Here is a 15922-nt window from a genome sequence, read left to right on the forward strand (position 1 = left end):
GCGAACATCCGGGCTATTCGGCGGTTTCCTACTCAGTGATCAATCACACTGCGGTGACGGACACCGTCACCTGCTCGCCGTCGCCGACCTCGCCGGCGAAGCCGCCCGCGGCGTCGCCGAACGCGAGCGACGTCGCGAGGGTCTCCCCCGCCACGAACTCGCGGTGCGCCTCGACCGCCTCCACGACCGCCGGGGAGGCCGCGACCGTCAGCGAGATCCGGTCGCTGACGTCCAGGTCGGCGTCGCGGCGGGCCTGCTGCACCACGCGGATGACGTCGCGGGCCAGGCCCTCGGCCGCCAGCTCCGGCGTGACCACGGTGTCGAGCACGACCACGCCACCGCCGGCCGGCAGCGGCGCGGAGTTCTCCACGTCGGCGGCGACCAGCTTCAGCTCGTACTCGCCCTCGGCCAGGGTGACGCCGGCCGCGACCGGAGCGCCGTCGACGAGCTGCCAGTCGCCGCTCTTGACCGCCTTGATGACCTGCTGCACCTGCTTGCCGACCCGGGGGCCGAGCGCGCGCGGCACCACGGTGAGCACCTGCTGGCAGTACGCGGCCACGTCGTCGGTGAAGACCACGTCCTTGACGTTGACCTCGTCCTTGAGCAGGTCGCTCAGGCCGGTGAGCGCCGACCCGGAGGGCGTCGCCACGGTCGCCGACGCCAGCGGCAGCCGGACCCGGAGGCCCTTCGCCTTGCGCAGCGAGAGCGCCGCCGAGGCGACGTCCCGGATCGCGTCCATCGACGCCACCAGCTCGTGGTCGGCCGGGAACGCGTCCGCCGACGGCCAGTCGGTCAGGTGCACCGAGCGGTCGCCGGTGAGGCCGCGCCAGATCTCCTCGGTGGTCAGCGGCGCGAGCGGCGCCACCACCCGGCAGAGGGTCTCCAGCACGGTCGCGAGGGTGTCGAACGCGTCCTCGTCGCCGTCCCAGAAGCGGTCCCGGGAGCGGCGGACGTACCAGTTGGTGAGGGCGTCGAGGAACGAGCGGACAGATCCGGCAGCGCCGGAGATGTCGTACTCGTCCATCTGCTTCTGGACGTCCGTGACCAGCTCACGCGTCTTGGCGAGCACATAACGGTCAAGCAGGTGCTCCGAATCTGTCCGGAATTTAGCCTCATATCCGGAAGCGTTGGCATAAAGGCTGAAGAAGTACCAGACGTTCCAGAGCGGCAACAGCACCTGCCGCACCGAGTCGCGGATCGCCACCTCGGTGACCGGCATGTCGCCGCCCCGCAGCACCGGCGACGACATCAGCATCCAGCGCATCGCGTCCGAGCCGTACGAGTCGAACACCCGGTACACGTCCGGGTAGTTCCGCAGCGACTTGGACATCTTCCGGCCGTCCTCGCCCAGCAGGATGCCGTGGCTCAGGCAGTTCCGGAACGCCGGCCGGTCGAAGAGCGCGGTGGCCAGCACGTGCATGGTGTAGAACCAGCCGCGGGTCTGGCCGATGTACTCGACGATGAAGTCGCCGGGGTAGTGGTGCTCGAACCACTCCTTGTTCTCGAACGGGTAGTGCACCTGGGCGAACGGCATCGAGCCCGACTCGAACCAGCAGTCCAGCACCTCGGGCACCCGGCGCATGGTGGACTGCCCGGTCGGGTCGTCCGGGTTGGGCCGGGTCAGCTCGTCGACGTACGGCCGGTGCAGGTCGGTCACCTTCACGCCGAAGTCGCGCTCCATCTCCTCGAAGGAGCCGTAGACGTCGACGCGCGGGTAGTTCGGGTCGTCCGACTTCCACACCGGGATCGGCGAACCCCAGAAGCGGTTCCGGGAGATCGACCAGTCGCGGGCGTTCGCCAGCCACTTGCCGAACGAGCCGTCCTTGATGTGCGAGGGCGTCCAGCTGATCTCCTGGTTCAGCTCGACCATCCGGTCGCGGAACGTGCTCACCGCGACGAACCAGGACGACACCGCCTTGTAGACGAGCGGGGTGTCGCAGCGCCAGCAGTGCGGGTACGAGTGCGTGTACCCGTCGTGCCGGAGGACGACGCCGCGCTCCTTCAAAGCGGCGATGACCGGCTTGTTGGCGTCGAAGACCTGCAGGCCCTGGAAGTCCGGGACCAGCGCGGTGAAGCGGGTGTGGTCGTCGACGGTCACGATGGTCGGGATGCCGGCCGCGTTGCAGGTGTTCTGGTCGTCCTCGCCGAACGCGGGCGCCATGTGCACGACGCCGGTGCCGTCCTCGGTGGTGACGAACTCGGCGCCGAGGACCTGGAAGGCGTTCTCCCCGGCCTGCTCGACGAGGAAGTCGAAGAGCGGGGTGTAGCGGCGGCCGACGAGGTCGCTGCCGCGCACCGTTCCGACCTGTTCGAAACCTTCGAGCTCCTTCGCGTACGCCGCTACGCGTCCCGCCCCGACGATCAGTTTCTGGCCGGACTCGTCGGACAGGACCGCGTACTCGATCTCCGGCCCGACGGCCAGCGCCAGGTTCGACGGCAGCGTCCACGGGGTCGTGGTCCAGACCGCGATGTCCTCACCGGTCTCCAGGCGGAAACGAACGGTCAGGGCCGGGTCGGTCCGGTCGCGGTAGACGTCGTCCATCCGCGTCTCGGTGTTCGACAGCGGCGTCTCGCAGCGGAAGCAGTAGGCGAGGACGCGGAATCCCTCGTACACGAGGCCTTTGTCATGAAGGGTCTTGAACGCCCACATGACCGACTCCATGTAGGAGGGGTCGAGGGTCTTGTAGTCGTTCTCGAAGTCGACCCAGCGGGCCTGGCGCGTGACGTAACGCTCCCAGTCCTTGGTGTACGCGAGCACCGACGTGCGGCAGGCGTCGTTGAACTTGTCGATGCCCAGGTCGACGATCTGCGCCTTGGTCGTGATGCCGAGCTGCTTCTCCGCCTCCACCTCGGCGGGCAGGCCGTGCGTGTCCCAGCCGAACCGGCGCTCGACCCGCTTGCCGCGCATCGTCTGGTAGCGCGGCACCAGGTCCTTCACGTACCCGGTGAAGAGGTGCCCGTAGTGGGGCAGGCCGTTGGCGAACGGCGGGCCGTCGTAGAAGACGTACTCGTTGGATCCGTTCTCCCCGGCCGGGCGCTGCGCGATCGACGCCTCGAACGTCTTGTCCGCCGCCCAGTGATCGAGGACGGCACGCTCGACGGCGGGCAGGTCCGGCGACGCCGGCACGCCCGTGGCATCGGTGTGTTTCGGGTAGGCCATGGTTCCCCTCAAGCAGTCGTCGTGACTGCGAGGACGAGCCCGGAAAAGGGCCCGCGGTACCACCTCGCTTGGCTTCCCGGGGGAAGCCCGCTCATTCGCCGGCTTGCGCACGTGCCGGTAAGGACGCCCGGTTCTACTAGGGGAGGACCCGTTCTTCCGGAGGCTCCCCGGTGATGGCCGGTTCGTCGCCTGCGTGAGCACAACGATACCGGCCACCCCGGGATTCCTTCATCCGCATTACCCCATGAGGCTCAGTGCTTGAACGACGCCACCAGAGCCCGCAGATCACCGGCCATGTCGCCGAGCTGCCGCGCCGACTCCCGGGTCGCGGTGGCGTCCCGGGTGGTCGCCGTCGCGATGCCGGCCACACTCGCCACGTTCGCGGCGATCTGCTCGGAGCCCTGCGCCACCTCGGCGACGCTCCGGTTGATCTCCCCGGTGGTGGCGGACTGCTCCTCCACCGCCGCGGCGATGTTCTCCTGGAGCTCGGCGATCCGCTGGACCACGCCGGTGATCCGCTCGATCGCGGCGGTCGCCTGGCCGGTGGTCTGCTGGATCGCGGTGATCCGGCCGATGATGTCGGCGGACGCCCGCGCGGTCTCCTGGGCGAGGTCCTTCACCTCGCTCGCGACCACGGCGAACCCCTTGCCCGCCTCGCCGGCCCGGGCCGACTCGATCGTGGCGTTGAGCGCCAGCAGGTTGGTCTGCTCGGCGATCGCGGTGATCGTCTTGACGATCGCGCCGATCTCCTCGCTCGCGGTGACGAGCTCGGCCACCGACGCCGAGGTCTGCCGCGCCGTGGACACCGCGTCCGCGGCCACCCCGGCGGCCGAGGTGGTGCTGCGCGAGATCTCGCCGATCGCGGCGACCATCTCCTGCGCGGCGCCGGCCATCGTGCGCACGTTGCCGGAGACCTCACCGGCCGCGCCCGCCACGACGGTGGCCTGGCTGCTGGTGTCCTCGGCCTGGCCGTCCATCCGCCGGGCCGTCTCGGCCAGGTCCGCCGAGGCCGCGGCCAGCGCGGTCGCCCGCTCGCCGACGCCGGCGAGCATGTCCCGCACCGCGTCGCCGGCCTCGTTGAACGCCACCGCCATGTCGGTCAGCTCGTCCCGGCCGTCGACCGGCAGGCGGGGCGTGACGTCACGCCGGGCGAGCACCCGCAGCGCCTCCCGCACCCGGGCCGCCGGGCGCTCGATGCTGGCGGTCAGCAGCAGGCCGAGCAGCACGGTCAGCACGAGCGCCAGCGCGCAGCCGATCAGCAGCGCCGCCCGCAGGCTCTCACCGGCCGCGGTCAGCTCCGCCTGGGCGACGCCGGCCCGCGCGATCACCGAGTCCACCAGCTTGTCGGTGTTCTCCACGATCGCCAGGAAGACGTCGTACGCCTCGTTGTTGATCAGTGACGCGGCCCGCTCCACCGCGCCGGGACGGTCCGCGCGCAGCAGCTCGACGACCTGGTCGTCGTACCCTCGGAATTTCTCGAAGTTGTCCTCGACGGTCTCGAAGTAGGCGCGCTCGTCCGCCGTGAGATCGGCGTTCTTCACGACGGCCAGCTCGGACCCGAGCGCGTCCAGGGCGTCGACGGTCCCCTTGCGGTTCTCCGACGCCGGATCGATGGCCTCCGCGGTCCCGTAGAGCGAGGCGTCCCAGCCGTAGGCCAGCTGCCACCCGCTCACGTCCGCGTTGCGGAACTTCAACTGCATGACGTCCCGGGTCAGGCCCTGCATCTCCTCGACCCGGTCCGCCGCCGCCGACTGCTTGCGCGACTCGGCAACCCCGACGGCCGTCATGGCCGCCACCAGAAGACAAAAGACTCCGAACGCCGACAGCAGCCGCACGCGCAGCCGCATCCGCCGGAGAAGACTCATGATCGCCTCACTTTCTCGGAGTCCCCTTCGGCGGGCGAGCCCCCGCGTTCAAGTTCCTGAAACCTGAATCACTTTCCCGGGTACGAGGGAAGCAGCGTCTTCGACCACAGGGAGTGACCGTCCCGGTCCCGCAGGTTGACGGTGAAGGCGCCCGACTCCGCGTCGATCTCCACCTCGCCGAAGTGCTGGAAGCCCTCGGCCGGCGACGCGTTGGCGACCGGCGGCGCGTTCACGAAGACCGCCTCCGGCCCGAACGTGCCGTCCAGCGCGTTCGGCCCGAAGGCGCCCGCGTGCGCCGGGCCCGAGACGAACTCCCAGAACGGCGTGAAGTCACCGATCGCGGCGCGCGACGGGTCGTAGTGGTGGGCGGCCGTGTAGTGCACGTCCGCGGTCAGGAACACGACGTTCCGCACGCCGTGCCGGTGCACGGACCGCAGCACCTCGGCGAACTCCAGCTCCCGGCCCTTCGGGGCGCCGCCGTCACCCTGCGCGACGCCCTCCTGCGCCGCTGGCCCGTCCGGCACCACCACGCCGATCGGCAGGTCGTTGGCGATCACCTTCCAGGTGGCGCGGCTGCGGCGCAGGCCGTCGATCAGCCACTCGCGCTGGGCGGCGCCGAGCAGGCCGCGCTCCGGGTCGGCATAGGTGTTCCCGTCGTTCGGGTCCTTCCGGGTACGCATGTCCAGCACGAAGACGTCGAGCAGCGGCCCGTACGCGATCCTGCGGTGGATCGGCGCGGCCGTGCCGGGCACCGGCAGCCACTCGTGGAACGCCCGCTGCGCCCGCGCGGCCAGCACGTCGACCCGCTTCTCGGTGTATCGGGCGTCGGTGAGCAGTTCGCCCGGATACCAGTTGTTGGTGACCTCGTGGTCGTCCCACTGGTTGACCTGCGGCACCTCGGCCGCGAACCGCCGGTAGTTCTCGTCCAGCAGGTTGTAGGCGTACTGGCCGCGGAACTCGTCGAGCGTCTCGGCGACCTTGGACTTCGCCTCGGTGAGCAGGTTGCGCCAGATCCGGCCGTCGGGCAGCGTCACCCGCGCCGCCAGCGGGCCGTCGGCGTAGACCGTGTCGCCGCTGTGCAGCAGGAAGTCCGGGCGCCGGCGCCGCATCGACTCGAAGATCCGCATGCCGCCGTACGCGGGGTCGATGCCCCAGCCCTGCCCCGCGACGTCGCCGGTCCAGACGAAGCGGACGTCCCGGCGGCGGTCCGGCGCGGTGGTCAGCTGCCCGCTCACCGCCGAGCCGAACAGGCCCGGCCGTTCCAGGCTCTCCACCTTCACCCGGTAGAAGACCCGCTCACCGGACGGCAGGCCGCGCAGCCGCAGCTTGCCGGTGAAGTCCGACCCGGCCGTGAGCACCGGGCCGCGCAGCAGCCGGGAGCCGCGGAAGTCGGGGCGGCGGCTGGTCTGCACCCAGAGCCGTCCCGGCCGGTCCGAGCGGCTCCACACCACCGCCGCGTCGGCGGTGGCGTCGCCGCTCTGCACGCCGTGCGTGACGAGGGGGCGGCTGCCCGCCATGGAGAGGGCGGGCGCTTCGAGCATCGCTCCGGCGACGCCGCCCGCGACGCCGGCACGCAGCAGATTCCTTCGGGACATCGAGGTCATACCTCGATGCATATCGATCGAAGGTGGCGGCCGGGTGGCCGCCACCTTCAATCTTGGGGTTTCTCGTCGCTTCGTCAGATCTTGGGGAACCAGAGGGCGAGCTCGCGCTCGGCGCTCTCCGGGGAGTCGGAGGCGTGCACCAGGTTCTCGCGGTTGGAGAGGGCCAGGTCGCCGCGGATCGTGCCGGCGGCGGCCTTGCGGCCGTCGGTCGCGCCGATCATCGCGCGGACGACCTCGATCACCGAGTCGCCGGAGAGGATCACGGCGGCGAGCGGGCCGCTCGTCATGAAGTCCTTCAGCGGTGGGTAGAAAGCCTTCTCGACGTGCTCGGCGTAGTGGGCGTCGGCGAGGGACGCGTCCATCGTGCGCAACTCCAGCGCCTCGATGACCAGGCCCTTACGCTCGAAGCGGGACAGGATCTCGCCGAGCAGGCCGCGGCGCACCGCGTCGGGCTTGATGAGCACGAGCGAACGCTCGGTGGTGCTGGTCACGCGGTTCCTCCGTAACAAAGGGGCGGTTGGTTCAGCCTATCGGTACCTCGGAACGGGCGAGCGGCGATGTCCGGACTACCGCACTTTCGCGGATGCGGCGCAGGGCCATAACCTGACGGGAACAACCGGGAGGTCCACAGTGGCGAACCAGACCGGCCGGCCCATCGCTCCGGCCCGCAAGCTGGTGGCGGCGGTCATGGGCACGCTCGCGGTCTTCGTGATCGTTTACGGGCTCGGCATGTCGAGTTGGGCGGTCGCCCTCTTCGGCCTCGCCGTCCTCGTGCTCGCCGTCGTCCTCGCGATAGTCACCGTCCCGCGCCGCGGCGGCCGGGCCACGGTGGCCGGCAACGCCGAGGTGAAGTCGATCCCGCCGATGCCGCTGAACTCGGCGTACGGCCGGGCCGACATCGACGTCATCGTGGTGGCGCCCGGCCTCGGCACCTTCGACACGGTGCTGCGCGAGTCCCGGATCCCGGTCGCCAAGTGGCCGGCCATCGGCGCCACCGTCCCGATCACCGTGGACGTCGACGACACCCGCCGCGTCCGCGTCAACTGGAACGACGCCCCGCTCCGCGACGAGGGCGGCGACCCGCCGCCGCCGGCCGGGACCACCTACCAGGAGACCGAGGAACCCGACGACGACCTGCTCGGCGACATCGGCCCGGCGCCGTGGGAGGGCCGCGACCGCGACTGGCAGTTCGAGCAGGAGGAGCCGCCGCCCCCGCCCCCGTTCACGAACGCCCCCACCACACCCGTGGTGGTCCGCGACACCCCGGCCGGCACGATCGTCGAAGGCCAGGTCGTAGGCGGCGACGACGACCCGCCCCCGCCTCTCCCCCGCCGCGCGGCCGGAGCGGCCTACGGCGGCGCCGCCGACGACCCGATCCCCCCGCCGCCCGGCCCCGCCTACCCCAGCGCCTCCTCCTTCGCCGGCGCCGCGGCCTCCAGCCGTCCCCGCGGAACCCGGCCGAGCCCCCGCCCCCGAGGCGGAGCAGCAACAGCCACCGTCGACCGGGACGACCAGCCACCCGCCCCAGGCCCGTCAGCGCCGACCTCACCCGCAGGCCCTGTAGCGCCCACCTCCCACGCCGGCCCGTCAGCGCCCGCCTCCCCCGCCGGCCCTGCAGCGCCCACCTCACCCGCCGGCCCGTCAGCGCCCGCCTCCCCCGCCGGCCCTTCCAGCCAGGCGACGTCCGCCGGCTCCTCCGACCGGGCTGCAGTCGTCACCGACCCTGACCCCGATTCCCCCGACCAGCCCGAAGCCGAGACCGCACCCTCGAGCCGCACCACCGGTTTCACCGCCGGAGCCGCAGCCGCAGCCGCCGGCGCCGGCGCCGGTTTCGCCGCCGGAGCAGCAGCCTCCGGAATGCCACCCACCCAGCGAACCTCCGGATCGACCTCAGCCCCCTCATCCGCCTGGTCCTCCGCCCCCGCCGCAGCCTCCACGACGGCTCCGGACACCGAGCACGAGCCGCTGATCGACCTCCCCCTGGACGACGAACCGGCCCGGACGCCCCACCCCCAGGCCGACGCCGACGCGACCACGGCCTGGCCCCGTGCCGAAGACCCCCAGCCCTCCCCCGACGAGCCGCATTCCGAGGCAGCCTGGCCCGCCGGCGCCCGATCCGATGAGGCAGCCCGGCCCGCGGAAACCCGATCCGGCGCAGAGGAAGACGAAGCGGCCTGGCCCGCCGAAGACCAGCCCGCCGGAGATCAGCCCGTCGAAGATCAGCCCGCCGAGGCCCGTCCGGAGAGTGCCCCGTCCCGAGGAGCCGCCGCGGTAGCCGCCGCCGGTGCCGCAGTGGGCGCCGCAGCCGGTTTCGTCGCCGCCAAACTGAGGGGCGGCAAGGAGCCCAAGAGCGAGGAAGAGCCGCGTACGACCTCCGGCCGCACCCGCTTCGTCGAACAGCCCGGCACCCCGCAAACGTCTCCGGCCGACCAACCCACATCGACGCCCGAGTCCGAAACCGATCAGCCAAGCGACGCAGCCCGTCCTACGGAGACGTCCGACTTCGATCAGCCCTCGGCGGCCGGCGCGGCGGCATTCGTGCCGGACCGGGAAGTACGCCCCGAGCCGGCACCCACCCCCCGCCCTTCACCAAGGCCAGAGTCCTCAGGACCCGAGTCGCCAAGGCCCGAGTCGCCGAGGCCCGAGTCTTCAAGGCCCGAGCCGGTAGCACAGTCGGCCCCGGTGGCCCCGTCACCGGTAGCGCCCCCACCGGTAGCCCCGACCCCCGACCGCCCCTTCCCGACCGCGCCACCGCCGGAGACGGCCACCGGCCCGGCCGCCCCCCGCGAGATCGACGACATCGACATCCCGCTCGACGACAACCCCGAACCGGCCCCCGAGACCACCGAAGCCGCCTCCACAGCCGTAGCCGACGACCTGATCGCGCCCCCGGCCGAAACAGTCCCCGACGACGAGGTCCCGGCCCCGACTTCGGACGACACCGACCCTCCCCCGCGCGGGACCGGCCTGGGAGCCGCCGCTGCCGGCGCCGCCGCAGGAGCCGCGGCCGGCTTCGCAGCCGGACGCACCGGAAGCGGAAGCACCGGAACGGCACGCACCGAATCAGGAAGCGCCGAATCAGGAAGCACCGAAACGGGAAGCACCGAAACGGGAAGCACCGAAACGGGAAGCACCGGCCCGACGGGAGCCGGGACGGAGAGCGAATCCCCTCGCACCGCCAACCCCTGGGGTGACTTCGGCGGGCGGCAGGAGCCCGACGAGCACGCGGCCGATGTGATCACGGCGTATCCGAGTGCTCGCCCCGGACCGGCGGGCGCCATTCACGGCGTCGGCATCACCGTGCTGGTGACCGATTTGAATCAGTCGATCGCGTTCTATCGGGACGTACTCGGGTTCTATGAGATCGACAACGGGGAGGGCAGCGCCGTCCTCGCGTCCGGGGATACGCGGCTGGTACTGCGTACGGTGCACAACCTGCCGGCCGAGGCGGGCCGGTTGATCTATCTCAACCTCGAGGTCGGTGACGTGGAGGCGGTCTACGAGGAGCTTCGGGCCAAGGGCGTGAAGTTCGTGCACACGCCGCGACCGGTGAACCGCGGGGACAAGCTCGAACTGTGGTCGGCGACGTTCCGCGACCCGGACAACCACAACATCGCCATCACCCAGTGGCGGGCGATCCGGTGATCAGGAGCTGACGAAACGGCCGGCCTTCACGAGCAGGAAGGCCGGCCGTTCCTGTTCAACCGAGGATCGTCTTCCGTACGTGCAGGGCGTACAGCCACGCCAACCCGAAGATCACGCCGACCGCCGCGACCGTCCAGTGCAGGAACCCGCCGAGGAGCAGCAGCACCTGGAGTGCACTGCCGGCGTGCCAGGCCCACGGCCGTTTCATGCTGCCGCAGAGCGCGATCGCCAGCACCGTGGCCACGATCACCACGGCGATCGCGGCGCCCTTGCGTTCGCCGCCGATCACGCTGAGCGGGGCGATCGCCAGGAGCAGGACGAGCGCCTCCATCCCGAGCGTGGCGGCGCCGAGACCGCGCACCGCCCCCGCCGGATTCTTCAGCCCCGACGGCTTCCCCGAGCCCGGATCAGACGCCCCAGAACCAGACGCCCCAGAAGACGACGCAGGAGAAGACGGCGGCTCGGTCACGGGGTCACTCATCGCTTTAGCAGCTTCCGGGCGTCCGCGACCGTCACCACCGAGCCCGTGATCAGCACACCGACGCCGCTGAGCTCGCCGGAAGCGTCCTCCTCGGCGAGGAAGACGGCCTCCTCGATGGCGTCCGGCATGTTCGCCGCGATCTTCACCCGGTCTTCGCCGAAGATCCCGGTGGCGAGTTGGGCGAGTTCGTCGAGCGGCATCGAGCGCGGCGAGCTGTTCTCGGTCACCACGATCCGGGCGACGACCGGCTCGAGCAGGTCGAGCAGACCGCTCACGTCCTTGTCGCCGAGGACCGCCACGACCGCGACCAGGTGGCGGAAGGTGAACTCCTCCTCCAGTGCGGCGACCGTCGCGGCCATGCCGTGCGGGTTGTGCGCACCGTCGAGCAGGATCGTCGGGGCGCTGCGTACGCGCTCCAGCCGTCCCGGCGAGTCGACCTGTGCGAAGCCTTCACGGACCAGGTCGGCCTCGAGCTGCTTGCCGGCGCCGGCCCCGAGGAACGCCTCGACCGCGGCGAGCGCGAGTGCGGCGTTCTGTGCCTGGTGGGCGCCGAAGAGCGGCAGGAAGACCTCGTCGTAGACGCCGCCGAGCCCCTGGAGCGTGAGCACCTGCCCGCCGACCGCCTGCGCCCGCTCGATCACGCCGAACTCGCTGCCCTCGCGGGCCAGCGTGGCGCCCATGTCGGCGACCCGTTCGAGGATCGGCCGCATGGCCTCCTCGGTCTGCAACGCGGTGATCACCGTGGCGCCGGAGTGGATGATGCCGACCTTGTGCCAGGCGATGTCCTCGATCGTGTCGCCGAGCCACTCGGTGTGGTCCAGCCCGATCGGGGTGAGCACGCAGACGCCCGCGTCGATGACGTTCGTCGCGTCCTCCTCACCGCCGAGCCCGACCTCGACCACCGCGATGTCCACGGGTGCGTCGGCGAAGGCCGCGTACGCCATGGCCGTGGTCATGTCGAAGTAGGTCAGCGGCTCCTCGTTGCGCGCGTCGATCAGCTCGGCCAGCGGGGCGACGTCCTGGTACGTCGCCACGAGCCGCTCCTCGGAGACCGGCTCGCCGTCCAGGCTGATCCGCTCGCGGACGGTCTCCAGATGCGGGCTGGTGTAGCGGCCGGTGTGCAGACCGTGTGCCCGCAGCAGAGCGTCGATCATCCGGGCCGTGCTGGTCTTGCCGTTCGTACCGGTCAGGTGGATCGCCGGGTAGGCCCGCTGCGGGCTGCCCAGCACATCCATGAGGTCCCGGATCTTCTGCATGTCGAACGCCATGCGGGTGAAACCGCGCCCGTTGAGCGCGGCTTCGACCTCGGAGTATTCGCTCATGCCGACGGCAGCGCTTCCAGGGCGGCGGCGATCCGGACCAGGTCGGCCTCGGCGGTCGCGAGCCTGTCCTTGATCTTGGCGACGACCTGCTCCGGCGCCTTGCCGACGAACGCTTCGTTACCGAGCTTGGCCCGGCACTGGGTCGCCTCCTTCTCGGCGGCGGCGCGGTCCTTCTCCAGCCGGGCCCGTTCGGCCGCCACGTCGATGGCGCCGCGGGTGTCCAGGTCGACGGTGATCGACCCGGTCACCGCGAGGGTCGCGGTCGCCGTGAAGTCCGGGCCGGGCGCGTCGAGGCGGGCCAGCGAGCGGATCAGCGGCTCGTGCGTGTCGATCCCGACGTTGCCGAGGCCGGTCAGCGCGGCGCTCACCCGCTGGCTCGGCTTGAGGCCCTGGTCGGACCGGAAGCGGCGGACCTCGGTGACCACCTTCTGCAGCGCGGCGAGCTCCTCCTCGGCGGCGTCGTCGATCAGTGCGGAGTCGACGGCCGGCCAGGCGGCCTTCATCACGGTCTCGCCACCGGTGAGCGCGATCCACAGCTCCTCGGTGACGAACGGGATGACCGGGTGGAGCAGGCGGAGCAGCTGGTCGAGGACGTGACCGAGGACCCGGCGGCTGTTCTCGGCCGCGGTGTCCGTCCCGGCCAGGACCGGCTTGCTCAGCTCGAGGTACCAGTCGCAGACGTCGTCCCACGCGAAGTGGTAGAGGGTGTCGCAGACCTTCGCGTACTCATAGGCGGCGAAGTAGCCGTCGACCTCGGCGATCGTGTGCTGCAGCCGCGACAGGATCCACTTGTCGATCGCGGAGAGATCCCCCGGAGAAGGAAGATCACCCGAGACCGTCGCGCCGTTCATCATCGCGAACCGCGTGGCGTTCCAGAGCTTGTTGCAGAAGTTCCGCGAGCCCTGGCACCACTCCTCGCTCACCGGCACGTCGGAGCCGGGGTTGGCGCCGCGGGCCAGGGTGAAGCGGGTGGCGTCGGCGCCGTAGCGGTCGATCCAGTCGAGCGGGTCGACGACGTTGCCGAACGACTTCGACATCTTCTTGCCGAACTGGTCGCGGACCATGCCGTGCAGGTTGACCACGTCGAACGGCTGCTTGCCGTCCATCGCGTACAGACCGAACATCATCATCCGGGCGACCCAGAAGAAGAGGATGTCGTACCCGGTCACGAGGACGCTCGTGGGGTAGAACTTCTCCAGCTCGGCGGTCTTCTCCGGCCAGCCCAGCGTGGAGAACGGCCACAGTCCGGAGGAGAACCAGGTGTCGAGGACGTCCTCGTCCTGACGCCAGCCCTCGCCGGCCGGCGGCTGCTCGTCCGGTCCGACGCAGACGACCTCGCCGTCGGGTCCGTACCAGACCGGGATCCGGTGTCCCCACCAGAGCTGCCGGGAGATGCACCAGTCGTGCATGTTGTCGACCCAGGCGAAGTACCGCTTGGACAGCTCGGCCGGCTCGATCTTCACGCGCCCGTCGCGGACCGCGTCGCCGGCGGCCTTCGCGAGCGGGCCGGTCTTGACGAACCACTGCAGCGACAGCCGCGGCTCCACGGTGGTCTTGCACCGCGAGCAGTGGCCGACGGAGTGCAGATAGGGCCGCTTTTCGGCGACGATCCGACCCTGCTCCCGCAGAGCCGCGACGATCGCCGGGCGAGCCTCAAAACGATCAAGACCTTCAAAAGGCCCGGGTACGGTGATGACGGCGCGCTCGTCCATGACCGTGAGGCTCGGCAGATCGTGCCGCTGGCCGATCTCGAAGTCGTTGGGGTCGTGGGCCGGGGTCACCTTCACGGCGCCGGTGCCGAACGAGGGGTCGACGTGCTCGTCCGCAACGATCGGGATGCGGCGCCCGGTGAGCGGAAGCTCCACCTCGGTGCCGATCATGTGCTGGTAGCGCTCGTCGTCGGGGTGCACGGCCACCGCGGTGTCACCGAGCATCGTCTCGGCCCGGGTGGTGGCCACGACGATGGAGTTCGCCCCGTCGCCGTAGCGGATCGAGACGAGCTCGCCCTCGTCGTCGCTGTGCTCCACCTCGATGTCGCTGAGCGCGGTGAGGCAGCGCGGGCACCAGTTGATGATCCGGTTCGCGCGGTAGATCAGGTCGTCGTCGAACATCCGCTTGAAGATGGTCTGGACGGCACGGGACAGGCCCTCGTCCATGGTGAAGCGCTCGCGGGTCCAGTCGACGGAGTCACCGAGCCGCCTCATCTGCCCGAGGATCGCGCCGCCGGACTCGGCCTTCCACTCCCAGACCTTCTCGACGAACTTCTCCCGGCCGAGGTCGTGCCGGGACAGCTGCTCCGCGGCCAGCTTGCGCTCGACGACGTTCTGCGTGGCGATGCCGGCGTGGTCCATGCCGGGCAGCCACAGCACTTCGTACCCCTGCATGCGCTTGAGACGCACCAGGGTGTCCTGAATGGTGTGGTCGAGCGCGTGGCCGACGTGCAGCGAACCGGTCACGTTGGGCGGGGGGATGACGATCGTGAACGGCGGCTTGTCGCTCTCGGCGTCCGCCGTGAAGTAGCCCTCCGATACCCAACGCTCGTACCGCCGCTGCTCTACCTCGCCCGGCTGGTACTGGGCGGAGAGGCCACCGGTGGGCCGGCTGTCGGGAGTACGGGTTTCGGTCTCATCGGTCACCCGACAAGTCTACGGAGCCGACTTCCGTACCTTGTCCCTCGGGGGAGGATAGGCTCGCGTGATGTCTTCCCCCGCCGACAATCCCACTCCGGAAGCCCCGGAAAAGCCGGCGCCACTACTCCACGACGAACCGCTGGAGCCGACAACCCCCAACCCCGACCCGGACCCGGACCAGAACGAGCCCGAGCCGGAGGCGATCGACTCCGGGCCGCACCCGGAGCGGGAGCCGGAGCCGATAGAGATAAGCGCGGGCCCGTTCCAACTGGCCGAGTCGACGGACGACGAGCGAGCACACGACGCCGCCAACCGCCGAAAGCTCCGAACAGTCCTCCTGGCAGCCCTACTGGTGATCATCCTGGCCGGCGCCGTGACCCTGGCGGTCATCGGCTTCCGGGTGAACAGCCAACGCCACACCACCCTCTCCACCCCGGCCACGATCGGCACCCTCACTCTCGACGACAGCGAGGACGCAGCCGCGACGGCCGAATACCTCCGCAGCGCCATCTCAGCCGAGATCACCATGGACAAGGCGGTAGGAGCCGTCTACACGACCCCCGACGACAAGAGCGTCCTCTTCTTCGGCGGCACAAGACTCCTCTGGTCCCCCGACGACGAGTTGGAAACGGCCTTCACCCTCCTAGGAGACGAAGAGGGCACGGTTACCAACATCCACGACGTGGAACCCGGCGACTTCGGCGGAACAATGCAGTGCGGCATAACCAAATCCGACGGAACAGACCTACAGGTATGCGGCTGGGCCGACCACGGTTCCCTAGCAGTAGCCATGTTCCTCAACCGCACACCAGAAGAAGCAGCAACCTTGATGCAAACAATAAGAACAGCAACCCAAACCCGAAACTAACCAAACGATCTTCGCCGACCCCAAGTAGAACGCCGCCGGACTCAACCACAAAGAAGGACCACCACCCACCCGGTGGGCCGGCCACAAACCCGGAGTCGCGAATCAAGCGCAAGGTCGCAAGGTTTTGGGGCGGGGATGGCCCACGCAGGGATCAAGCCTGACCGCCCGGAGTGGGCCATCCCCGCCCCAAAACCGCCCAGCCGGCGAACGATTCACAACCCCGGAAACGCGAAAAGGCCCACCCCGAGGGGTGGGCCTTAACACAAGTTGAGTCCGGCGGCGTCCTACTCTCCCACACCCTCCCGAGTGCAGTACCATCGGCGCTGGAGGGCTTAGCTACCGGGTTC

At 70.3% G+C, this 15922-nt stretch carries 9 protein-coding genes; 2 read left to right on the top strand and 7 right to left on the bottom strand.

What is annotated here, in order from left to right:
- Positions 1-43: 43 nt before the first annotated feature.
- The 4 genes from ileS to ndk form a co-directional block, all read right to left on the bottom strand.
- Positions 44-3160: an isoleucine--tRNA ligase gene (gene ileS / locus AB0G10_RS39985; RefSeq protein ID WP_360934592.1), complete on the bottom strand. Its 3117-nt coding sequence runs from the start codon at positions 3158-3160 to the stop codon at positions 44-46.
- Positions 3161-3411: 251 nt separating this feature from the next.
- On the bottom strand, positions 3412-5025 hold the full coding sequence (locus AB0G10_RS39990; protein WP_360934595.1) for a methyl-accepting chemotaxis protein: 1614 nt from the start codon (positions 5023-5025) through the stop codon (positions 3412-3414).
- 68 nt (positions 5026-5093) lie between these two features.
- Positions 5094-6629, bottom strand: coding sequence for an alkaline phosphatase D family protein (locus AB0G10_RS39995; protein WP_360934598.1), 1536 nt, complete (start codon positions 6627-6629; stop codon positions 5094-5096).
- A gap of 74 nt (positions 6630-6703) precedes the next feature.
- On the bottom strand, positions 6704-7120 hold the full coding sequence (gene ndk / locus AB0G10_RS40000) for a nucleoside-diphosphate kinase (protein WP_360934601.1): 417 nt from the start codon (positions 7118-7120) through the stop codon (positions 6704-6706).
- 139 nt (positions 7121-7259) lie between these two features.
- Here ndk and AB0G10_RS40005 point away from each other — a divergent pair, with 139 nt between their 5' ends.
- Positions 7260-10274 carry a VOC family protein gene (locus AB0G10_RS40005; RefSeq protein ID WP_360934604.1) on the top strand — a complete coding sequence of 1005 codons (3015 nt, stop codon included), beginning with the start codon at positions 7260-7262 and terminating at the stop codon, positions 10272-10274.
- A gap of 55 nt (positions 10275-10329) precedes the next feature.
- Here the strand turns inward: AB0G10_RS40005 and AB0G10_RS40010 are convergent, their stop codons facing one another.
- From AB0G10_RS40010 to AB0G10_RS40020, 3 genes are all read right to left on the bottom strand, one after another.
- On the bottom strand, positions 10330-10635 hold the full coding sequence (locus tag AB0G10_RS40010) for a DUF4233 domain-containing protein (RefSeq protein ID WP_360934607.1): 306 nt from the start codon (positions 10633-10635) through the stop codon (positions 10330-10332).
- Between the two features lie 116 nt (positions 10636-10751).
- Entirely contained in the window at positions 10752-12077 is a 1326-nt protein-coding gene (locus AB0G10_RS40015) for a folylpolyglutamate synthase/dihydrofolate synthase family protein (RefSeq protein WP_360934610.1), read from the bottom strand.
- Positions 12074-14713: a valine--tRNA ligase gene (locus AB0G10_RS40020; protein WP_360934613.1), complete on the bottom strand. Its 2640-nt coding sequence runs from the start codon at positions 14711-14713 to the stop codon at positions 12074-12076. Before AB0G10_RS40020 ends, AB0G10_RS40015 begins: the two co-directional genes overlap by 4 nt.
- A gap of 61 nt (positions 14714-14774) precedes the next feature.
- On the opposite strand from AB0G10_RS40020, the gene AB0G10_RS40025 reads away from it, so the two are divergent.
- Positions 14775-15575, top strand: coding sequence for a hypothetical protein (locus AB0G10_RS40025; RefSeq protein ID WP_360934616.1), 801 nt, complete (start codon positions 14775-14777; stop codon positions 15573-15575).
- Positions 15576-15922: the final 347 nt, after the last annotated feature.

It is taken from the genome of Actinoplanes sp. NPDC023714, assembly GCF_040639855.1.
Taxonomy (GTDB): domain Bacteria; phylum Actinomycetota; class Actinomycetes; order Mycobacteriales; family Micromonosporaceae; genus Actinoplanes.